Annotated in this window: 16 protein-coding genes and 1 tRNA gene; 12 read left to right on the top strand and 5 right to left on the bottom strand. The window is 46.9% G+C overall.

Going from position 1 to position 22,963, the window contains the following annotated elements:
• The first annotated feature begins 269 nt into the window (after positions 1-269).
• Entirely contained in the window at positions 270-1,790 is a 1,521-nt protein-coding gene (locus tag OZ401_RS03105) for a DUF92 domain-containing protein (protein WP_341469248.1), read from the top strand.
• Positions 1,791-1,801: 11 nt separating this feature from the next.
• Here OZ401_RS03105 and OZ401_RS03100 read toward each other — a convergent pair.
• Positions 1,802-1,872: transfer RNA gene (locus OZ401_RS03100), tRNA-Gly, on the bottom strand.
• A 117-nt stretch (positions 1,873-1,989) separates the two neighbouring features.
• Between OZ401_RS03100 and OZ401_RS03095 the strand changes: the two genes are divergently transcribed.
• The 5 genes from OZ401_RS03095 (at position 1,990) to OZ401_RS03075 (ending at position 8,346) form a co-directional block, all read left to right on the top strand.
• A complete protein-coding gene (locus OZ401_RS03095; RefSeq protein ID WP_341469247.1) occupies positions 1,990-2,541 on the top strand; it encodes a DoxX family protein in 552 nt (183 codons plus the stop codon).
• Positions 2,542-2,791: 250 nt separating this feature from the next.
• Entirely contained in the window at positions 2,792-3,190 is a 399-nt protein-coding gene (locus OZ401_RS03090; RefSeq protein ID WP_342398999.1) for a RidA family protein, read from the top strand.
• 262 nt (positions 3,191-3,452) lie between these two features.
• Positions 3,453-5,072, top strand: a complete 1,620-nt coding sequence (locus OZ401_RS03085; protein WP_341469245.1) for a long-chain fatty acid--CoA ligase — start codon at positions 3,453-3,455, stop codon at positions 5,070-5,072.
• Positions 5,073-5,434: 362 nt separating this feature from the next.
• Positions 5,435-6,979, top strand: a complete 1,545-nt coding sequence (locus OZ401_RS03080) for a hypothetical protein (RefSeq protein WP_341469244.1) — start codon at positions 5,435-5,437, stop codon at positions 6,977-6,979.
• A 275-nt stretch (positions 6,980-7,254) separates the two neighbouring features.
• A complete protein-coding gene (locus OZ401_RS03075; RefSeq protein WP_341469243.1) occupies positions 7,255-8,346 on the top strand; it encodes a caspase family protein in 1,092 nt (363 codons plus the stop codon).
• A 3-nt stretch (positions 8,347-8,349) separates the two neighbouring features.
• Here OZ401_RS03075 and OZ401_RS03070 read toward each other — a convergent pair whose 3' ends face one another.
• From OZ401_RS03070 to OZ401_RS03060, 3 genes are read right to left on the bottom strand one after another with little or no spacing between them, the layout of a single operon-like run.
• Positions 8,350-9,528, bottom strand: a complete 1,179-nt coding sequence (locus OZ401_RS03070; RefSeq protein ID WP_341469242.1) for a histone deacetylase family protein — start codon at positions 9,526-9,528, stop codon at positions 8,350-8,352.
• A gap of 59 nt (positions 9,529-9,587) precedes the next feature.
• Positions 9,588-10,031, bottom strand: coding sequence for a cyclic nucleotide-binding domain-containing protein (locus OZ401_RS03065; protein ID WP_341469241.1), 444 nt, complete (start codon positions 10,029-10,031; stop codon positions 9,588-9,590).
• 14 nt (positions 10,032-10,045) lie between these two features.
• Positions 10,046-11,470, bottom strand: coding sequence for a DUF4388 domain-containing protein (locus OZ401_RS03060; protein WP_341469240.1), 1,425 nt, complete (start codon positions 11,468-11,470; stop codon positions 10,046-10,048).
• 241 nt (positions 11,471-11,711) lie between these two features.
• Between OZ401_RS03060 and recG the strand changes: the two genes are divergently transcribed.
• The 6 genes from recG to OZ401_RS03030 all read left to right on the top strand — a co-directional run bounded on the left by recG (position 11,712) and on the right by OZ401_RS03030 (position 22,704).
• Positions 11,712-14,219 carry an ATP-dependent DNA helicase RecG gene (gene recG, locus OZ401_RS03055; RefSeq protein ID WP_341469239.1) on the top strand — a complete coding sequence of 836 codons (2,508 nt, stop codon included), beginning with the start codon at positions 11,712-11,714 and terminating at the stop codon, positions 14,217-14,219.
• A 77-nt stretch (positions 14,220-14,296) separates the two neighbouring features.
• On the top strand, positions 14,297-17,125 hold the full coding sequence (locus tag OZ401_RS03050) for a DUF2298 domain-containing protein (RefSeq protein WP_341469238.1): 2,829 nt from the start codon (positions 14,297-14,299) through the stop codon (positions 17,123-17,125).
• A 14-nt stretch (positions 17,126-17,139) separates the two neighbouring features.
• Positions 17,140-18,312, top strand: a complete 1,173-nt coding sequence (locus tag OZ401_RS03045; RefSeq protein ID WP_341469237.1) for a M20 family metallopeptidase — start codon at positions 17,140-17,142, stop codon at positions 18,310-18,312.
• A gap of 14 nt (positions 18,313-18,326) precedes the next feature.
• Complete coding sequence (locus tag OZ401_RS03040; RefSeq protein WP_341469236.1) at positions 18,327-19,019, top strand: response regulator transcription factor; 693 nt, start codon at positions 18,327-18,329, stop codon at positions 19,017-19,019.
• Positions 19,020-19,123: 104 nt separating this feature from the next.
• Complete coding sequence (locus OZ401_RS03035; protein ID WP_341469235.1) at positions 19,124-19,351, top strand: hypothetical protein; 228 nt, start codon at positions 19,124-19,126, stop codon at positions 19,349-19,351.
• Positions 19,352-19,539: 188 nt separating this feature from the next.
• The gene (locus OZ401_RS03030) at positions 19,540-22,704 is read left to right on the top strand and encodes a lamin tail domain-containing protein (protein WP_341469234.1); all 3,165 of its coding nucleotides are present in this window, start codon (positions 19,540-19,542) and stop codon (positions 22,702-22,704) included.
• On the opposite strand, the gene OZ401_RS03025 is transcribed toward OZ401_RS03030, so the two are convergent.
• Entirely contained in the window at positions 22,695-22,868 is a 174-nt protein-coding gene (locus OZ401_RS03025; protein WP_341469233.1) for a hypothetical protein, read from the bottom strand. The genes OZ401_RS03030 and OZ401_RS03025 overlap by 10 nt on opposite strands.
• Between the last annotated feature and the right edge of the window lie 95 nt (positions 22,869-22,963).

Genomic DNA, 22,963 nt, shown 5'->3' with positions numbered 1-22,963 from the left:
GATAGTTTCGTTAAAAACCCCTTATTTCTAGCGGCAATTATCATTGTATATGAAAGTCAGCTTAATAGTTAGGATATAAACTACTTTGGCAAGTTCAAAAGACTGATTCTTTCTTGAACTAATGTTAATCAGGAACTATTGTCCCTCGCAGGAGTATGCTAAAATCTAACGTAAATATTATGTTGCTCTGCAATGAAACGAGCATAGACCCTAAAAATAGGACGCTACTGACAATGATGCCTTGTTGGTGAAACAAAAGGAGAGCTAGAATGAGCCAGAATGACATCACCGGATTGATTGTCACCTATGCCTACGCCTTTTCGCTATTAATAATAGCGACTTTGATTCAAAAATGGCGGGGCTACCCACCCGAATTTACCCGTAAGATTGTCCATGTTGGAGCAGGCATGGCGATATTCATTATTCTGGCGACCTTTGATAATAACCACTGGTATTTTGGTATTATCCCAATCGGTACATTCATCTTTTTCAACTATCTGAGTTCCCGCAAGCAGCTTATTAAAGCCATGGATTTGCAGGGCGATACACTCGGAACGGTTTATTTCCCGTTTTCGGTGACCCTGTTACTTGCAATTTTCTGGTCGCAAAACCTTGCGTATATAGCCGTAGCCGGAACAATGGCGATGACATGGGGCGATGCAGCCGCTTCAGTATTGGGACGTGCATTTGGCAAACACCCCTACTTTATTGCAGGACATAGACGCAGCTTTGAAGGCAGTGGCGCAATGTTCGTATTCAGCTTCGTGCCAATATCACTTACCATGTTATTGATGAATACCGGGCTTGATATGTCTCGAACGATTGCTTATGCCTTTTTCCTTGCGCTTATTGCAACCTTCTTAGAAGCAATTTCGCTGGCTGGGCTGGATAACATCTTTGTACCCATTGGGGTGAGCATGGCGCTCTGGGCAATGTATGGCTGGAAAGTGGATGTCCCGATGATTTTTGGCGGGCTCGTCATCAGCACCTTGATCGGAGCTTTCGCCTACCGTAAGCGCGCGCTTTCTTTTAGCGGCGTGTTGGGCGCAATGATTACCGGTACATTCATTTTCGGCTTTGGCGGCTGGGTATGGGGTCTTACGCTTATCTCCTTTTTCGTATTTGGTTCGGTTCTTTCCAAATACAAGGAAACCCAGAAAAGCGGTGTAGCGGTTGAAAAATTTGAGAAGGGCAGCCGCCGCGACATCGGTCAAGCATTTGCAAACGGTGGGCTTGGTGCGGTGATAGCGGTAGTTTATTTCCTCAATCCCACTCAAACTTGGCTTTTTGCGGTATTTATTGGAGTGATGGCAACCGTTAACGGTGATACCTGTGCAACCGAAATCGGGGTTTTGAGCAAACGCCCACCTCGCATGATCACCAGCGGCAAAGTTGTAGTGCCCGGTACAAGCGGAGGCATTACACTGCTCGGCACTACCGCTGCCTTAGTTGGGGGCTTGGCAATCGGTATATCAACTTGGCTATTCTACGGTGTTTACGGGCTGGTTGCGAACGGCAATGCCGATTATTTCTTCAAGGTCTGGATACTTATTGCCGGGTTGGTGGGCGGTATCGCCGGGACAATGTTCGACAGCTTATTAGGCGCTACAGTACAAGCGATGTATATAAACCCACAAACAGGCAAGGAAACCGAGAAAAAGGTTGCCAAAAATGGAGTGAAAAACAAGTTTAACCGGGGCTGGCGCTATATGGATAACGACATGGTTAACTGTCTAAGCTCGGCTATGGGCGGTCTGGTGGGAATGTTAGTAGTGCTGGCATTTATCTAGACAACAAAAAAAGCGGCTAATGGGAGTCGAACCCATGCTTACTGCTTGGAAGGCAGTAGTGCTACCGTAACACCTTAGCCGCATCCCACATATAATAGCATAACCTATAAGCTCTCGCAAGTGCGTTAAACTAAAAGGATTCCGGCTCAAGTTAAGTTGAAAACCAGCCTAAGCCGGAGAAACGGAGAAGAATCTACTTATGTCAACCAGCAGTTCCGAGTATCAAGATACTATACAGTCTCTCAGGGAAATGCGGAAATTTAACTGGAGCAAGGAATATCGCCAACAGCACAAGCTGAAAACTGCCGGAGTCATCACTTTATTGACCGGGCGCTACCTGTACGCCTTGATGTTCACTTATGCCTTTACCTTCAAGCTCACCCATAAGTGGATGTGGACAGATGCCTTGCAAAAACACTATAAGCAAAGGTTAAGTGAACTGCCGAAAACCAGTTTCCATGCAAAATACCTACGCTATTTCGCTATCCCTTTGTATATGCCGATTGCTTGGTTTGTAACAATCGGGCAAGCCTCTATAGCTGCCAGCACGCTTACCGGAACAGCGGTACGGGCAAATGCGGCAATGGGTCTGTTTATGCTACTAAACTTTGTAGCGGGCGGTTACGGCAACAAAACCATCGGCCCATTTGTTTTCTATTCGTTGGTGCTTATGGCTTTCCCTACCAGCGATTGGGTTGGGTTTGATAAAGAATTGCGCAAACGTTATCCTAACGCCATCTGGTTCAAATAAGATTGCGGTTTTAAAATCTTCTAGAATCAAAGGGTCTCCTGCGAAGGCATGGAGACCTTTGTTCATTAAGAAAAGAGACTAGTTGCAAGTTCGGAAAGGGGATGCAGGTGGAACGCCTGCCGGGGTCGCAAGGGGTGTCCCCTTGAACTCACCCTCTCTCCTCCTCTCCGGCGAGAGCAACAGGTTATTGCCTTAAAATGGGTTCTTGCAAAAGCCCTGATTAAGAAAAGAGGGTGATTTTTTGAAAAGGATGAACATTGCCACTGGAACACCCTGGGAACCACTAGTGGGCTATTCGCGAGCAGTGCGCGTAGGCAATTTTGTCTACATCTCCGGCACGACTGCCACTAACGAACAGGGCGAGGTAGTGGGAAAGGGTGATGCTTATCTTCAGGCGCGACAGGCAATCCTGAATATTCAGAAAGCCTTGGAGGCAGCAGGCGCGAGTCTTAAAGCGGTGGTTCGCACCCGTATGTTTGTAACCAATATAGATTTATGGGAGCAGGTAGGCAAAGCTCATGGTGAATTTTTTGGAGAAATACGCCCTGTCTCCAGCATGCTGGAAGTGCAAAGGCTGATTTCGCCCGATATGTTGGTAGAAATCGAAGCGGAAGCGATTCTCGAAACCGAAATAGATTTTGGAATTTAGTCTCAATTTGGTTAATAGGGGCTTCAATTTTAACAAAACTGGCTTTAGATACTCCATTCTTCCATTTTGACTGGTTTTTCTTATCCTATCCTTTGCTTTGCAATAATTTCCGCCTCCTCTTTAATTCTCCGTTTATTTGACAAGTGTAAGATCGCTTTGTAACATACGGAGCAGTTGTTTTCCTGTTATCTTCCCAAAACCATAATAAGAACAAACACGCGCTTATAGCGTAATGCATTAGCCATCCAAAGGAGCAGGTTCTATGCAAGGCTTGATGATGAATTACCAGCTTACTATCCCGACTATTTTAAAGCGGGCAGAGCAAGTTTATAGTTACAAGAAAATTGTAACGCGCCAGCCTGACAAGAGTTTTCACGAATATACCTATGCTGATTTCGTGAGCCGTGCTAAAAAGTTGACTTTGGCTTTACAGAGATTGGGCGTGCAACCCGGTGAAAGAGTAGCCACTTTCTGCTGGAACCATTACCGTCACCTAGAAGCGTATTTTGCCATCCCTACATTTGGGGCAGTTTTACATACCCTCAACATTCGTCTTTTCCCCGAAGACCTGACTTTTATCGCGAACGATGCCAATGATAAGGTTATTATCATTGATAAAATTCTGCTGCCTTTATTTGAGAAGTTCAAAAATAATATCCAGGCTCGTACCTTCATCGTAATTTCAGATGATGGGCAGGTTCCAGAAGGCATGTATGATTACGAAACCTTGCTGGCAGCGGAAAACGAGGCAAGCTTTGTTTATCCTGATTTTGACGAGAACCAAGCTTCTGCAATGTGCTATACCTCCGGTACAACCGGAAAACCCAAGGGGGTTCTATATTCGCATCGCGCAGTAGTTTTGCACTCGATGGGTGCGGCTTTACCTGACGTAATGAACCTGAGCGAGATTGACACGGTTTTGCCAGTAGTGCCGATGTTCCACGCCAATGCATGGGGCTTACCCTATACTGCCACAATGGTTGGCGCAAAACAGGTGTATCCGGGACCTCACCTCGATGCAGTGAGTCTTCTTGAGGATTTCGAGCGCGAAAAGGTTACTTTAACTGCCGGAGTACCTACTATTTGGCTGGGAATCATCCAGCATCTTGAGGCGAACCCGAACCAGTTTAATCTTACACCGGATATGCGAATGGTAGTGGGAGGATCGGCTGCCCCTGAAGGCATGATCCGCAATTACGACAAATTTAATTTGCGGGTAGTTCAAGCTTGGGGTATGACCGAGATGACTCCCCTTGGCACTATGGCGAATCTGCCGAGCGCGCTTAAAGATGCGTCCGATGATGCTAAATATGCGTATCGTGCCTCCCAAGGGACTCCCGCGCCGATGGTTGAAATTAGAGCGCGTGGTGATGAGGGGTTGATACCGTGGGATGGCAAAACGATGGGCGAACTTGAAGTGCGTGGTCCTTGGATTGCAGCCTCATACTATAACGCCCCGCAAGGCGCAGACCGCTTCACCGAAGATGGTTGGTTCCGCACCGGCGATATTGTGACAATTGATTTTCGTGGCACTGTAAAAATTCAGGATCGCAGCAAGGATTTGATTAAGTCGGGCGGAGAGTGGATTAGCTCGGTTGATCTTGAAAATGCCTTGATGGCACATCCTAAAGTAGCGGAAGCGGCAGTTATTTCAGTCTTTCACCCCAAATGGGCAGAGCGTCCGCTTGCTATAGTGGTATTGAAGCAAGGACAAAGCGCCACTGCCGAGGAGTTGAAAGATTTCTTGATGCCTAAGTTTGCCACTTGGTGGTTACCGGACGCAATTGAGTTTGTGGATTCGATTCCACGCACTGCCACCGGGAAATTTCTGAAAACTGCCTTACGCGAGCAGTTTAAGGAATATAAAGTCGGCGTTTCCTAATAAATTAAGATGCAAACTTAGTTTAAATAAGCAGCAGGATTAAAAGCTGATCCTGCTGCTTTTAATTTAATTTTTTGTAGCAAGTGCTCTTGCTTTATAACCTGAGCAAATCCAAAGAGAGTTATTAATAATAGATTAGAGTTTATAAAATTATGCATTTATAGTGGCTTAGGTTAAAATATTTTAATCTTTGTTTATTAGTATATTTACGTTTAATTGCTATAATGCGAATAATTCCCTTGGAATGGTCGGGATTAACAGCGTTGTTAATAACAGAATTGGCATAATTTGCCAAGCCAAAGAAAAAGGGGGTTCTTATGCACTCTCATCACTTGAGAACAAGCAGAGGAATTTATCTGTTTGTGAGTATGCTCCTTGTTCTAACGATTTTCACTCCTACCTTCGTTTTTGCAGAACCTTCATTTAGCAGTGATTTATTCAAAACAAAATGGCAGCGTGCCGACAAACCCATCAACGACGGTACTGCCAATCCTGCGCGTAGTTGGTTGTGGGGCCCAGATAGCTTCTCCCCGGTTGCGGGTAATACCGAACCCTACACCGAGAGTCCCGGCGGTACTCGCCAAGTACTATACTTCGACAAAGCTCGCATGGAAATCAACAACCCTACTAACTCGCTGGTAACCAATGGCTTGCTGGTGCGCGAGCTAATTTCCGGTAAGCAAGCGACAGGAGATGCAGCCAGTATTACTAGGCGCGCCGCCGATGATATTCCGGTGGCAGGTGACCCGGCTAACAACAACGGCCCAACTTACGCCAGTTTTGCCAAAATTGCCAGCCTGAACAACGATAATCCCTCTACCGATAAAACCGGGCAGCCCGTTGCCGATACCCTTGATAAGGATGGGAATGTGGGCAGCAACGCGGAACTTGGCAAAAAAGCCAAATACACCTATTTTGACAGCGCATTGAAGCACAATATCCCCGATGTGTTTCTAACCTTTATGAACCAACGTGGAAATGTGTATGTGAACGGGCAGTTAGTGAACGACCAGCCAATACTGGGCGACAATCCTTTAGCCCCATGGCTGGATGCAACCGGCTTACCGATTACAGATGCCTATTGGGGCAAAGTAACGCTGGCAGGACAGGCGAAGGACGTACTGATTCAAGCGTTCGAACGCCGAGTATTGACCTTCACGCCCGACAACCCGCCCGCGTTTCAGGTAGAGATGGGCAACGTGGGACGGCATTACTACAACTGGCGCTACAATCAGAAATACGATGCGCCTGCGGTTACACCTACCCCAGTCCCAACCGCACCCCCAACCACCACCGCACCTGCGCCTACTGGCGGCTGTGACAGCCTACCAGCCAGCACCGGAGGGGCTTACCCCTTCCTGAAGTGTGGTCCAGCGGGGATGGAAATGGTAGTAGTCGCACCTATGACAGCCAATGAAACTGTCTTATTTGATATAACCTATCCCGGTGATTCCAGAATTCTGGGATACACAACTGCGCAGCCTGATGGAAACCTGGTTATTTCATGGAACAGTAGTACTACAGACCAAGGTAAATTCACCTTTACATTTACGGGACAAAAGAGCGGTAAGGTAGCTAAGACGTACATTTGGTTGGATAAACCGGTTGATAAACCAACTATTATAGTATTCCCAAATCCGGGACGGCTGGATCAGGATATTACTACTGTGATAGTTGGCTTCAAAGCAGATGAAAAGATTAACATCCTGTTTACACCTCCGAATCCGATGGGAGCATTAAGATTTCCTTTACCAGTCACAGCAGAAGGAAGTAGGACTGTACTTTGGCTAGTGCGTGAAATTTACAAAGGTCACGAACAATACTTGCAACCTGGTAATTGGTTGATCGTCGCCAGTTCTGTTGATGGGCAACGCAGCGCCAGTGCAACTATTACCCTTAACAAATAACCACAAACTGTTGCTTTTCAAGTAAGCTAGTTGAACCAGAGGTGGAACTATCCAGTGGAAACGGATAGTTCCATTATTTATTTTTAGCCACAAGCAACTAAATAAAAAACGAAAAATAATAGAGTCAATACGTTTAATATCGCTATATTAATAGATTTATATTTGATGATGGAAACACCTGTGTTATAATCACCTTTAGTATCAGTTTCAGATGAGTCAACAACAAATAGGGTTTCAGAATCCTATATAATTGGCTCACAAGGTTAGGGTTTACCATGGGTCGCTACGCAATTTGCGTTGGTATAGATGACTACGATAACTTACCGGAAGGCTGGGATTCGCTAGAATTTGCCGGTGTAGATGCCCGTGCTATGTCAGAAATCCTCTTGGATACAGCATATGGCGCGTTTGATAAGGTTGAGCTTTTGACCAAACCGGCACAAACTACACTTTCCGGTCTAATAGATGCGCTTAAACGTCTTTTCTACGAGATAAAGCCAGAGCCAGATGACCTCGTTTTACTTTATTTTGCCGGACATTGTGGACTTGACCCACAGGATCGCCTCTTTCTAATTCCTAGCGATGGTCGTATTAATCACTGGGGTATTCCTGATCTTGCCAGTATGCTCCGCCTTGAGAATATTGCTGCTTACTTTTCGGGTAGTTATACGAACAATCTGGTTCTAGTGCTGGATATGGCATATACCGGAGAACGTAGCGCCTTGGCACGCCGGGTAAAATTGACAGAAAACCCCAATTTTTTCACCATCGGTTCGATTATTAGCGCCGAGATTATTGACCAATTGCATATGCTAAAGCATAGTCCATTTAGCTATAGCTTGTTCAAAGCTTTGAAGCAACCGCCAAAACCCGATGGATGGTTGATGGTAAGCTCAATTCAGAACTTTATAGTCCGCCAGTTACGAGAGTTGTTGGATACATACTGGGCTGAACACAGCCAGATGTTAAATTATCCCAGCGAACTTATGGATGATTTGCCTTTATTACGGGTAGCTTCCGAATCGGAAGAATTTACCCGCGAGGTAAAAATAGCCTTGCAGCGTAATGGGTACAGGATGGGTAATACAAATCGCTTTGAACAAAAAATCGGCAGATTGAGGGCAGAAATAACCGTCGCCTTCACTCGCGCTGTTATCGAAGTGTTGGCGCTGGATAATGGACATGGGAACTGGAGCGAGTTACAGGCGCAGCAATTTGCCGAGCAGATTGAGCGTTTGAAAACTATGGGTGAAATAACTCACGGCTTGATTATTAGTCGCAATGAGCTTGATCAGGAGATTTTAGATTACCTGCGACGCACCAAACTTGATTATATGACACTGGAAGATGCACTTGCACAGGTTTAGCCTCTAGAATTTCCACTTACCAAGATGATAGTTGTTTAGCTCTGTAATATAACTTTCCAACTCGAACCCCTCATAACATTCCAATTCTGGCGGCAGCGCTTGCCTAACTACAGGCGGCAAATGCAACATTGCGGCTACTACATTGGAAACAGAATTCCCCAAATTGCCTAAGTCATACCCACCTTCCAGCAAAACTAGATATTTTGCACCAATAGTTTGCGCAGCACGCCCTACAATATCGGTAAGGGTATGATAAAGTTGGGGTGTAAGGTTAAAACCTGCGCCGGGGTCATACAGGTATAGATGGTTAATGTCATTAAAATGACCATCAAACCCGGCGCTAACAATAATTATTTGTGGACACCATTGCGCAACTATGATCGGTACGATTCGCTTAAATACAGCTAGATATTCATTATCGGTAATTTTGGCTGGTAACGGAAGATTGATTATATTGCCATAATTGCCAGTTTCGTGGAAATCGCCTGATTCTGGGTAAAGCTCCGGTCCGAATTGGTGAAGGGAACAGAAAAGAATGCGCGGGTCGTCCTTAACAATATTCTGAGTGCCATCACCATGATGCAAATCCCAATCAAGAATCATAACCCGTTCTATACCAAATTGCTTCAAGAAATGCTTGGCGGCAATAGCGGCATTATTGAACAGGCAAAAGCCGCCAGCGTTCTTTCGTCCGGCATGATGACCAGGTGGGCGACTCAGGCATAGGGCGCTATCCAACACGCCGTTTAGTAAATCTGCGCTAACCGACAGCGCAGCGCCTGCCGATAGCAATCCAGTTTGATAGGATTCCCGGTTTAAGTAGGTAGCTTCTGCCAAAAACCTATCCTTCTGGCTTACCAATTGTACCTGCTCTATATAGCTCATAGCGTGCGCTTCAATTAAATCTTCAAGATTAGCAGAGCTAGGTTCGTACAAAAGCATGCGTTGGGCTAACCCTGAATTGACAAGCGCGTTATAGGCAGCGGTGGCGCGGTTAGACCTCTCTGGATGATGGGTGGGGTTCTGGTAAGTATAGGGGTATTTGATTCTATCCATAGTATAGAACTGGTCAAGATAATTTTGACCTTCTACTTCATGGTATAAATTATTACCTTCAACCCGAATCAAACCCGGATTGTGGGCTTCAAAGCTGGACGAATAAACTAACCCAACTGGTAACATTTGTTTTCCGGAAATAAAAAAGAGCAGGTAAATTTAAGCGCCCGCCCTTATAAAGTAAATTATCGTTTGGTTTTCTGGTCTTCCAGATTGCGAATACGGCGGCACAAGACCGGTAGCATGGCAACTGCGATACTAGGCTCTCTTCTTAGAACATCAAGAAAGACCCAGCGATTTAATTCCACTACTTGAGTTTCGGTGGAGGCGGCACAAGTTGCGCTGCGTGGGTAACCATCTATCAGCGACATTTCCCCGAAAAAATCGCCACGTCCTAATTCATTTAACATGTTATCGGGCAATCCAGGGCGGTTTTTGTTGGATACCGAGACAGAGCCACTCAAAATTACAAACAAGCCTGAACCGGGGTCTCCTTGCTTGATAATTATCTCACCCTTTTTAAAGTTACGGGTGGTAGATAATTTGGCAAGCATATCAAGGTGATCATGTTTCAATGCAGCCAGAATCGGTACTTTTTTAAGGTTCTCTATCAAATATTCATTATCCATATTTCACCCTGTTCTTAACCTAACTCCTGTATCAGGAACAGAAAACGCTCATAAAGTTGGTCAGCCAGATTCTTATCTATAAACATTTGGGTCACAAGCCGGGCTTGGTTGGCATAAGTTTTGAGACTTGGGGTATTATCTTCGGCTTGTGCCAACAAATTGACTACCCGATTGGCACGTTTACCCAAAACTTCGTTGGCAATGGCTATCATCTGTTGTTTGATTTCTGCCACAGATTTGGGGCGGTTAGATACTTCAAACATTTTATCTTCAGGGGGACTGGTCACAACGTCAATCATGCTGCCGGGTTTGCTAACAATCTGATAAACACGCACAATTGATTCTTCCAGCACATCATCCACTTCATAATAGCTGCCGAGTTTTTGCCCACCACTGAGAAATATATAACCACTTTCGGCGAGATTGGTTATATGAACTACCCCGGTATGCTGACTATGTTCGAGAGTATTTAAAAGTTTGTTTATTTTCATACTGGCACTGCTAAAGCTATCTAGCAGTTTGTCACCCATTATCAAAGCGCTATAGCTATGGATGAAATCAGCCTCAAGCGGATATAACAAAACAGGATTGCGTTCGTTTGCAGAAACTGTTACATCCACAATACGGCGCAAAGCTCCCTGATCTTTATGAATTGAGCGGTTGTCGGCAAAGCGGCTATGCACCACCCGACCTTTGTATAGGATTACAACCGCCTCAATCAAGGGGTTTGCTGTGATCAAGGTCAGAAACCCTGAAAACTTTTCGTGCCAGATTAAATCAAGTACATTGCGAACAATGCGCCAATTCGGCGAATCTTTTAACACAAACGCGCTAACAAAGGGGAGCGGAAAACCACTCCATCTTCTAAAGCGAGGTGGGCGCAAAACTTCATCCCCAAGCAGAAATTGGAGTTGCCCTAATTGCTCAATCGCTTGCGAATTTGCCGTTAATACCGGATTTAAGGGAGATGGGGCTATTGTCGGCATTTCAGGAGTAGGTGGTTGCACCGGGGTTATTTTTGCCCGATCTGTAATTGTTTCGTCTATTACCGAATTCGCTTCAGTGGCTTCAAAAGTAGAAGCCATCAAACTATTAGTTTCGTCGCTAACAGCCTGTAAAGCACTTTCAGCATCATCTTCAGTTAATAAGCCCAATGCGCCTAATAAGAGAAGTTCATCGGTTTTAGTTACGGACTCAGCTTCAGGCGTTAAATTCTTTTCCCAGTGTATCCGTGCAGAACGATTGCCTAGCAATTGATAAACCACATCATCGCCGGTAACTTTATCATTGGAAGCGTGTATAAGATGACCTTGCTTAAAAAAAAGCTCAGCAACAATTGCGCCGCTTTCCTCAAAACTTAAACGCCCTGTTTCGGAATGCCGACGGATATATTGCAGCAATTCAATTATGGAAAATGAATTGGAACGTGTTTCGGACATTTGTTGAGATTTTCTGGTTTTCTGGCGGGAATGCCGGCAATATAAATGTCACCATGTAATCTTTCCAATTGTAGGCAACGCTAAATAATATGTCAAGATACATTGTATAACTACAGGGCTTTTCAGAGAATAATATGCCAAACTCAACATTACGTCACACTCACAACCGGATAAGAGGTTGAGAATTAGTGGAGTGGCTGTTATCATAAGCGGGTTATAATGATTCGAGAAAAATACAGCCATGCCGGTTGACATCGAAAAACTGGAAAAAATCTTAAAATCCGAAGCCGCTAATAACTACCAGAACCGGATAGTAATGGGGGGTCTGGAAGGCTTTATCGGAAATTGGGTAAATAAGTCCCGCTTCTCCAATCCTTCATCTATGGAAGCAAGGTTGATTGAGCGTGTTTCAGAACGGCTGATTGATTACGGGAGTTATACTCAGGCAGGACGCGCACAGGCAATCCGCGAAGTAGTGGAGGCAATTGTGCAAGTGCGCCAAAGCAATGCTCCAAACCAAGAAAAAGCGCCTATAAAGCAGGCAGCTCAAAAAATCTCACAAATAGTTGAAAAAGCCCTTCCGAGTATTCCACCCAACCCGCTCCAAATACCCGATAAAGGCAGCACAACGCTTGAAAAAAAGCCGCCAGCGTCAGTCGGAAACGTTGATTTTAACGCACCGCTTACCAGTGTAAAGGGGGTAGGTGAAGGTTCTGCCCGGTTGATGGAACTGCTAGGAGTGACCACGGTGGGGCAGGCGCTTTATTATTTCCCCTTTCGCCACGAAGATTTCAGCAGTTTTCGAAAAATCAGCGAGTTGATTATCAATCAGGTTGAGAGCGTGCTGGTGCAAGTAGTAGATAAAACCGTAACGCGCACTCGCAACGGCAAGGAAATTGTTGAAGTGCTGGTATCGGACGAAACAGGCATGCTGCGTACTATCTTCTTTAATCAGAAAATGGTTTACCAGCTAAAACCGGGAGTGCGGGTGGTATTGAGCGGGCGAGTGGAGCGGCGGGAGAATACCATTTGTTTCAAATCGCCTCAATTTGAGCTTGCCGACAAGCAGGAATTATTGAATACCGGGCGACTTGTCCCCGTTTACAGCGTTACTGGAAACCTGAAGCAACCGACTATCCGCCGCATTATTAAAAATGTGGTAGATCAATACGCTCCCAAAGTGCCGGATCATTTGCCTGCCGATATAAAAAGCCGGCAGCGTTTGCCCGACTTGAGCGTATCAATTCAGAATTATCATTATCCGGCAGATTTGGAGGCAAGAGAGAAGGCGCGGCGTAGGCTGGCATTTGACGAATTTTTCCTGATTCAGATGGGCGTATTGACCAAACGGCGTGAATGGCAGGATGAACGACCCGCCATAGCAATGCGCCCTGACCCCGGTTTGTTGGATAGTTGGTATAACAGCTTGCCCTTTGCCCTTACCGATGACCAGAAAAAAGCGATTCTGAGCATTCTGGCGGATTTGAATAAAGATAAACCCATGCGGCGACTAGTGCAAGGCGATGTGGGCAGCGGCAAAACGGTGGTGGCAGCAACCGCGCTGCTGGCAACCATTGCTAACGGCTATCAGGGTGTGATGATGGCTCCCACTCAGATATTGGCAGAGCAGCACTTTAAGGGTTTAACCGCGCTGTTTAGCAAGTTTGCCGAGAGCGATGCTGCAAAAGCGCGGGGCTTAACGCCTCGTATTGCGCTGTTGAGCGGGTCAGTCAAGAAGAAGGATAAAGAGAATACCTATGTTGAAATCGCCGAGGGCAGCGTAGATATTGTCATCGGTACGACTGCGATTATTCAGGAAGGGGTTACATTTAACAAGCTTGGATTGGCAATTACCGATGAGCAACATCGCTTTGGCGTGGTGCAACGCAGCACCCTGCGCGATAAAACCAATGCCACGAACCCTCATGTGCTAACCATGACTGCCACCCCCATTCCGCGCAGCTTATCACTTACGATTTACGGCGACCTTGATATATCGGTTATCAAGGAGAAACCGCCCGGTCGTAAAGATATAAAAACCAAGTGGGTGATGCCGGACGAACGGCAACGCGCCTATGATTTTATTCGCAAGCAAGTCAATGCCGGACATCAGGCATTTATCATCTGTCCGCTAGTGGAAGAATCGGAGAATCTGGAAGCGAAAGCGGCGATTGACGAGCATGCGCGACTAAAACGTGAGGTATTCCCGGAATTTGAGCTTGCCCTTTTGCATGGTCGGATGCGCCCTGCCGAGAAAGACCGTATAATGCTGGAGTTCCGTGAGAAACAGCATCATATTTTGGTGGCTACTTCGGTGATTGAGGTGGGTATCGATATTCCCAACGCCACCGTTATATTGATAGAAGGCGCGGATCGTTTCGGGCTGGCGCAACTGCACCAGTTCCGGGGCAGAGTGGGGCGGGGCGATGCGCAAAGCACTTGCCTACTGCTAGGAAGCGACGATCTGAGCGAAGCCGGTACACAACGTTTGAGAATCATCGAACAAAGCAATGACGGTTTCTTTCTGGCAGAGCAAGACCTAAAAATGCGAGGACCGGGCGAATTTTTCGGAACGCGCCAAAGCGGTGTGCCGGATTTGCGGGTGGCAGGCTTAGGCGATACCGATTTGCTGGAATTAGCCCGCGAGGAAGCCAATGCGCTTTTCCAGCGTGACCCTAACTTGTTGCAATATCCCTTATTGCTGGGAAAAGTGGCGCAACTCTGGAATACTGAAGGCGATCTAAGTTAGACACTGAAACAAGGGGCTTTAAACCCCTTGCCTGTAGCCAAAATCCAAAATTTTATCACGGGAATACTTGAATAAATATGCTTGAATCCATCATCTGGCTGCTACTGCTTGAAATAATCGGATTGGTAACACTACCCCTCACTTTCACCTTCTTTCGTTACTTGCCGGAGCGCGGTTACGCTTTCAGCAAAGCGCTGGGATTGCTGCTAATTTCTTTCGTAGTTTGGTTTGCGGGGATGCTAGGCTTACCGTTCACCTCCCTCACCGGATGGGTAGTTACGCTGGCATTGCCGGGTGGGTTGGGCGTTTGGCTCTTGCTCAAGGATGGGCGCAAACTGCTCTCCGAAATGGGCGAATGGTTCAGCCGCAACCGTTGGTTGGTGGTTATAATCGAACTGCTCTTTATATTTGCCTATTATTATCTGGTAAATCTGCGTTCGTTTATGCCCGAAATCCGCGATCAGGAAAAATTCGGGGATTTTGCTTTCCTCAATTCGATGGCGCTGCACGATAAGTTGCCACCCGCCGACCCTTGGATGAGCAGTTACAACATCAATTATTACTATTTCAGCCACTTTATGATAGCCTTGCTCACTAAAATGAGCGGCATTGCTCCCTCGATTACCTTCAACCTGAGTACCCCAATGATAATGGCAATGCTGGCAAGCGGGGCATTTGGACTGGTTTACAATCTGGTAGCGGTTATCCGAAACAAGGGAGGCTTTCCAGCAGTTTTAGCGGGGCTGACAGCTAGCCTGTTCTTATGCTGGCTTGGAAATCTCTCGGTCATTCGTCAGTTGGTTGCGCCGAGACCGGGTGAAGGGGAACGCGACCCCAATTCAGGCTCTTTCTTTTTTTCGTGGTGGAGTCCCTCGCGAGTCATTTACGACTATATGCCAACTACGGGCGGGACTTACGAGTGGCGACAGACCATTAATGAATTTCCGATGTTCAGCTTTTTGTTGGCGGATATGCACCCACATGTGATGGCGCTACCCTTTGTATTGCTACTGGTAGCCAGCGCCCTGAATTTGCTGCTATCTCCGGCAGACGGGGGCGCACTGACCCTGCGCAACCCAGAAGGAATCCTGAACTTCTTGTTATTGTCCATTTCCTGTGGCGCACTGTATTTCATCAATACGTGGGATTTCCCCACCTTTACGCTATTGGTAGTGGGCGTAGCATTATTGCGAGAAATCTGGCACGGGGCTGAAGAAATAGAGGCACAGGGTAGAGGCGGGTTGGTGAGCGCAGCGCTATTGGGTGGCGCAATCCCACGCAATGAGTTTCGGCTAAGGGGTGCGCGTTGGTTGGGCTTCTCACTCAGGCTAGGCGTGGTTTCTCTGCTTCTATACACCCCATTTCACCTCACTTTTACCTCTTTGGTAGGCGAAAAAGAATTACCGGACGCAGTGAACCGCATTCCGCTGGTCAGCACCATCGGCAAACTATTCGGCGCGGTGGCGTGGGATCGCACGCCGCTATGGGGTTACATTCTGGTCTTTGGCATCTTCATTTTCCCTTTGCTAAGTTTCTTGCTGATCAAATTATATCCTTACCTGAAAGAACCCTATCGCTATCTTGACGAAAACGATAATAATGACATTATGTCAAGTAAGCTTTCCTCTGCCAACTTTATGCCATTGTTAGCAGGAGCGGGTTTATTTATCCTGTCAGAATTACTTTTCATCACAAAAATTAGCCTCGAATTAGCTTTGGCAGTTGGTCTGGTTTCTGCGCCGGTTTTAGCGATAGGGGCGGGCAATTTGGTAAGGCAAATTCTTGTTAGCGTTCGCTCTATGCGCCCGGCTTTTGAATTGAGAATCGCGCTGCTTGTAGCTGCTGTTCTGCTGGTATTGCTAGGCTGGATGGTACATTTTGAACTCTACGGACCGCTGGTGATGGCGGGAAGCATAGCCGGATTATTGTTATGGTTCGAAATCCGCAAACCCTACGCCCGGCATATGAGCGCGGATATTTTTGCGCTGGCGCTAATCTTGCTGGCAGTAGTTATAAACTGGACAATCGAGGTAATATACCTGCGCGATATTTTTGAGTCGCGTTTTAATACTATCTTCAAATTCTATTATCAAACATGGCTTTTGTATGGGCTGGCAGGAGCATACGCAAGTTGGCGGGTTATTGCTTGGCTCTGGCGACTTGCGCCTTTTGAAACCACAGAAGAAGAAAGTGACTACGCCAAAACTGTCCAGCCAGAATATGCTTTGGCAACCGCAGGTGGGCTAGTAGGCAAATTTGATTACTCCGAGGATGAGTTACTAGAAGTTTCCCGCCTTGAAGAACGCAAATATCCGGCATGGCGTTGGCTATGGGCGTTCGGACTGCTGGCACTGGTACTTTGTGGCATGGTTTATCCCATACTAGGTCCCTACGAAAAGAGCGGCAGGTACGCCGACCGCAAGGGACTGGATGGCGAAGCATGGGTAGCGCAATACTACGGCGCTGATTACACAGCCATTAATTGGCTAAGACAGCAAAAAGCGAGCGATCCTAATTTTGAAGGGGTGTTGCTTGAGGCTGAGGGTGGTGATTGGAATAACTATTCGCGTATAGCAACCTTTAGCGGCTATTCTACCGTATTGGGTTGGCTATCCCATGAAGCACAATGGCGCGGAGGCAATACCGCTACTATGGCTGAAGTAAATCAACGCTTCAAAGATATTAAAACTATATATGATACCGGCGATATAGCATTGGCAAAACAATTGCTGGCAAAGTACAATGTAAAATATGTGTATGTGGGATTAATAGAGACAGGAGCTGCCAGCGCCTCCCTTTATTCTTCTGTCTATAACGAGTATAGCCCGGAAGGGCTTGCTAAATTCCGCCAATTTATGAAACCTGTTTATGAACAACAAGGTGTAACAATTTACGCCCTAAAATAAAGAGTGGAGTAGTTATGACCCGCAGTTATCCTGATGATGTAGTGGAATTAACCCGTGAATTGGTACACATCCCTAGCGAGAATCCAAATGGTGATGAAGCGGAGATGGGCGAATATATGACGGGGTGGATGAAAAAAATCGGCATGGAAGTTCAAATCTTGCCGGTGGAAAATAAACGCGCAAACGTTATTGGGCGATTGCGGGGCGCAGGAGAATCCAAACCGCTGGTATATATGGCTCATATGGATACCGTACCGATTGGTCGCAATAAATGGAATTATGACCCATTCGGCGCAGAAATTGAAAACGGCAATCTGTATGGTCGCGGTTCTTGCGATATGAAAGGTGGCACAGCGGCGGCAATGGTCGCCATCCAGCGCATAAAGAATTCAGGCGTGAAGTTGCGGGGCGACCTAGTGCTGGCTTGCACAGTGGATGAAGAAAGCACTATGAAAGGCATCAGCCACATCGGCAGAATACACGCCCTTGAAGAGAACGCTTATTTACTGGCAATGGAACCTACCGATTGCACCCTTAACGTGGCACACAAAGGAGTGTACTGGTTTACCATCAAAATGAAGGGACGCGGGGCGCATGCCGCCAACCCGCAATTCGGCGCGGATGCGAACCGAGCAATGGCGGAAGCGATGCTCGGTTGGTACGACTTAGTAGAAAAAATCTTCCCGGCGAAACTAAAAGCGCATCCCCTGCTAGGCTTGCCCTCGCTAATTGTCTCCAAGTTGCAGGGTGGCGTAAAAACCAACATTGTTTCAGAAATTTGCAATGCTGAAATTGATATGCGCGTCCCACCTATTATCAGCAGCGATGAAATTATCAGCTATCTGGAAGAAGTAGGACGCAAAGCAGCGGATAAATACGGGGTAAGTTTTGAACTGACCACTCCCACCGAATTGCGCCACCCGGTAGAATGTCGCCCTGATTCTCCATTGCTAAAAGCGTTTGAAAGAGCGTACACTACTGTAACCGGAAACGCGCCCGAAAAGCATGGTTTTCTGGCATATACTGATGCCGCGATGCTGGCAATTATCACCGGAAACCAACATTCAACCGTCTTTGGACCCGGCGCTTTGAAAGATGCGCATACTACCGATGAAAAGGTCGAAATCAGCCAACTTCATACCGCAACCGATGTGCTGGAACGAACCGCGCTAGAGTTGCTAGGATAGGAGTTTAGTCAGTTATGGCGGACAAGACAATTCTTGTGGTGGACGATGAACGCAATATCGTCGAGTTACTTAAAATTTATCTAGGTAACGAAGGATATAACGTAGAGGTGGCTTTTAACGGGCGAGAAGCGCTGCGTTTACACAAACAGCTAAACCCTGCGCTGATACTGCTCGACTTGATGCTACCGGAACTAGATGGTTATGAGGTTTGCCGCCAAATCAGGCGCGAGAGCAATACCCCAATTATTATGCTAACTGCCAAAGGCGATGATGTAGATACTATCGTGGGGCTTGAGTTGGGCGCAGATGACTACATGGCAAAACCTTTCAACCCGCGCGAGGTAATAGCCAGAGTCAAGGCGGTTTTAAGACGCTCTGAGCATACCACCGACCCGTTGAATGATAAAAGTATAATAATTGAATTGGGCAACACCCGAATAGACCTAGCCAGACACGAAGTATCTGTTAATGGGAAATTAATCGAATTACGCGCTAAAGAATTTGACTTGCTTAAAGTTTTGTCACAAAATACAGGTATAGTGTTAGATCGCGATCGCTTATTGAACCTTGTGTGGGGCTATGAGTATTTTGGCGATACCCGCACCGTCGATGTTCATGTAGCCCATGTGCGGGATAAACTTGAGGGTAGTTCTGCACAGATTCAGACTATCAGAGGAAGTGGCTACAAACTTGTAATTGTTGGATAGCTTACAACTGCTCACTCTAATTTCTAACGGTGTTTTAATACGGTTAAAACAGTGGGTTAATTACCCTACAAGGCACTGGGATGCGAAAGAGGTGAGTTAAAATTATGACCGATCAAGAAGTGATTGCTATCTTGGCAAATTGCAAAGCATTGGCTGCCAAAATTCAGAAATTAGGCGTGGATTTTGCGCTTAATCAGAATGATTCGGATACTCTTCTGGCATTTAAAGCTGTTTATCAGAGCGGGCGTGCTTGGTCGCTATTACCTGCGGCTGGACTGACCCAGCAAGATTACTTGTTGTTAGGTAAACTGGTGGGCAGAAAATCAATTTAAGCGCCAGCCAATGTAGTGGTCTGACTGACAGGCGGAGGTATAGGCATTATATCTCTTGAATGTAGTTTGGAAAGAGACAACTAGGTGTTTGCTAAACCCCCGCCCAATTTTATGCTAGTGCTTTTGAAGTTTTATCTGTTCAATATCCCCTTCACTAACAGAATTTTATTCTTTTGCTAGGAAGTAGCTTGAAGCTAAACAAGCAACCCACTAAAGCGAAGAAAAAGTTTCGGAACTTATCTTTTCTTCTTATATTCGTGTTCATCTTGTTATTAGTTCCGGGACTCTCTATTCTTTCTCAAAAAGCTACAGCCATAAGCCTTGATATAGTTATCAGCCAAGTTTATGGAGGTGGCGGCAACAGCGGTTCTACCTATCGCAACGACTTTATAGAGCTTTTTAATCGTGGTAGCGCCACCGTGAGCGTTTCAGGCTGGACGGTGCAATATGCCAGTGCCACCGGAAACAGTTGGGCAACTACGTCACTTTCCGGCAATATTGCGCCCGGTCAATATTTTCTGGTGCAGGAGGGCGGTGGCACTGGTGGTACTACCAATCTGCCAACCCCCGATGTTACCGGCGCTATAAATCTGAGCGCAACCACCGGGAAAGTGGCGCTGGTACGAACTTCAAACTATCTTGTCTGTGGGAGTGGTATCGCGTGCCTACCTAACGCTGATATTGTTGATTTTGTGGGCTACGGCAGCAGCGCAGATAACGCGGAAAATACGCCCGTAGCTGCCTTGAGCAACACCACTGCCGCCTTACGTCTGTCGGCGGGCTGTCGTGAAACCAACAATAACAACAGCGATTTTACTATCACTGCGCCAATACCTCGAAACTCGGCTACTACCCTTTCGCCTTGCAACGTTTCTCCTACGCCTAGTGTTCCACCCGTTGGCTACACCCCGATTTACACTATTCAGGGCGCGGGCTTGCGTTCGCCCTATGAAAACCAGTTGATAACTACTGAGGGAGTTGTAACGGCAATAAAAAGCAGTAGCGGCGTGGGCTTTTTCATGCAAGACCCTTCAGGCGATGGAAACAATAATACTTCAGATGCTATATTTGTTTTTACCAGCACTACACCAACCGTAACAGTAGGAAATCGGGTGCGAGTCAGTGGCGCTGTTACCGAATACCAGCGTTTGCCAGCCGACCAGCCTTTAACCGAAATCACAAGCGCCACTATAACGGATTTAGGGGCGAGCCAGCTTTTACCTACTTCTGTAAGAATCAGCCTTACCACAAGCGGGGCGGGCATCCGACAACCACCGCTTGCTACCATCTATTCGACCTCTACATTTGACCCTACTACCGACGCGCTGGATTTTTACGAATCGCTGGAAGGTATGCTGGTAAGAGTGGATAATGCGGTAGTGGTTGGACCTACTTCATCCGGCAGCGAGTTCTGGATTGTACCGGATAATGGAATCGGCGCATCGGGTTTTACTACGCGCAGTGCTATTGCTATTTCTAGCGATGACTTCAACCCAGAGCGTATTCTGGTGGATAATAACGTGCTGGGGAGTCCAAACCCGCAAGTAGCGCTTGGTGACCGGATTACTGCCCCTATCACCGGGCTGCTCGATTATGGCTCAACTTCCAGCAGTTCAGGGCAATATCGGCTTCAGACGGTTGCTGCTATTACCGCGATTGATACCAGCCAACGTCCGCCTCAAACCAGTTTGACGGCGCTTTCAAATTCCAATTATCTGCGAATTGCCAGCTACAATATTGAGAATTTTAATGCTTTGCCGGAAAATGCAACGCGCCTCGCTGTAATCGCTGACCACATTCGGCTCAATCTGGGCGCGCCCGATATTCTAACACTAGTAGAAGTGCAGGACGACAACGGCACTGGTACTGGCATTACTACCGCTGAAGCAAATATGAGCGCCTTGAGTGTTGCTATCAGTTCGGCGGGTGGTCCGGCTTATAGCTGGCGTTATGTCAGCCCACAGGCAAATCAGGATGGCGGGGCAATAAACGGCAATATTCGAGTAGTTTTTTTCTATCGCACCGACCGGGGTTTGAGCTTTGTAGAGCGGGGTAGCGCGGGACCAACCGATGCCACCCAAGTCAATGCGGATGGCTCTCTAACGCTCAGTCCGGGGCGAGTTGACCCCACCAATTCTGCCTTTCTGGATAGCCGTAAGCCGCTGGCGGGTGAATTTAGCTTCAATGGGCAGCGGCTTATCGTAATCGCCAATCACTTCAATTCTAGGATTGGGGATGATTCACTTTATGGAAGTAATCAACCGCCCGTCCTGAATACAGAGGCAAAACGATTGAACCAGGCACGGGTGGTACGCACTTTCGTAAATATGCTTTTGACTGCCGACCCGAATGCCCGCGTAGTGGTAACCGGAGACTTAAACGATTACGAATTTTCAGCTGCTGCTAGAATCTTGAAGCAAGGCGCGGCTGACTTGCCCGTTTCTCCGGCACAGGGATTAATAGATGCTGTCGAGAATGTAGCGCTTACTGCCGGGCGTTATACCTATATCTATGAGGGCAATGCCCAAACGATTGACCATATTTTTTACAGCAATACGCTAAGCCCACAGGTAGTAACAAGCGCAATAGTACATCTTAACGCCGGTAAGTTAGCCAGCGACCTCTCACGCGCCAGCGACCATGAGGCGGTGGTTACAGACTTCGACTTTACTCAAACCAGTTGCAATCCTTATATAATCAAATTTACCAGCGATGATGGCACAGATACTTGCGGTAATCTGTCCTTTGCCTTGAAAAGCGCAGCAACTAACGGCAATCCGCTTGTGATCACTTTCGCTTCTAATGTGGCGCAACTTACGATTAATGTGTCATTGCCTGCCTTGACTTCAGGTGTCTCTGTTGATGCAGGTTGTAGGGCCGACACTGCCACAGGTAGAGGCATACCAAAAGTGAGATTGCTGGCAGGAAACGGGCTAAGCGGTGATGCCTTGCAACTCTCCGGTAATAACTCTATTAATGGACTCTCGATTACGGGTTTTAGCGGGGCAGCCTTGCACCTGAGCGGCAGCAATAATACGGTTACCTGTAATTGGCTTGGTAGCGCTGATGGGCTGAACCCTGCTTCAAATGGAACGGGGGTGCGGCTTGCTCCCGGTGCGAATAATAATCGTTTCGGAACTGAGGGAAATCAAATCGGTGGGAATCTTATCAGCGGGAATACTCAATATGGGATTTGGGCAGAAGGCGGAGTCGGCAACAAATTTTATTACAACCTGATCGGCTATAATTCTGACGGGCAGGCTTATTTACGCAACGGCGCAAGCAGTCTGCTAGTTCTTGGTGGGGCGCAACTTCAATTCGGTAAAGGGAATAGGATAGCAGTTCACCCTTGAAACCATTCTAGGATCGCGCTATAAGCGGCGAGTTCAACCTCAGGGCTTGGGTTATCTGCACGGATGGTTTTCGTTTCCTCCCGAAGTAAAGCTTCCAGCTTTTCAGGCAGATGCCACTGGAAAGGCAGCAATAAAAGAGTAGCTGTATTATAGACTTCTTCCAAATTACCAGTTTTAAGGTCCAGATAGTGAGCGCCATCGACAGTGTCTAAATCTGGCAGTTCGCTGTTTTATTATGGCATCGTTTCTTGCAATTCGA

It is taken from the genome of Candidatus Chlorohelix allophototropha (assembly GCF_030389965.1).
Lineage (GTDB): Bacteria > Chloroflexota > Chloroflexia > Chloroheliales > Chloroheliaceae > Chlorohelix > Chlorohelix allophototropha.
This window is presented reverse-complemented; position numbering and strand designations above follow the sequence as displayed.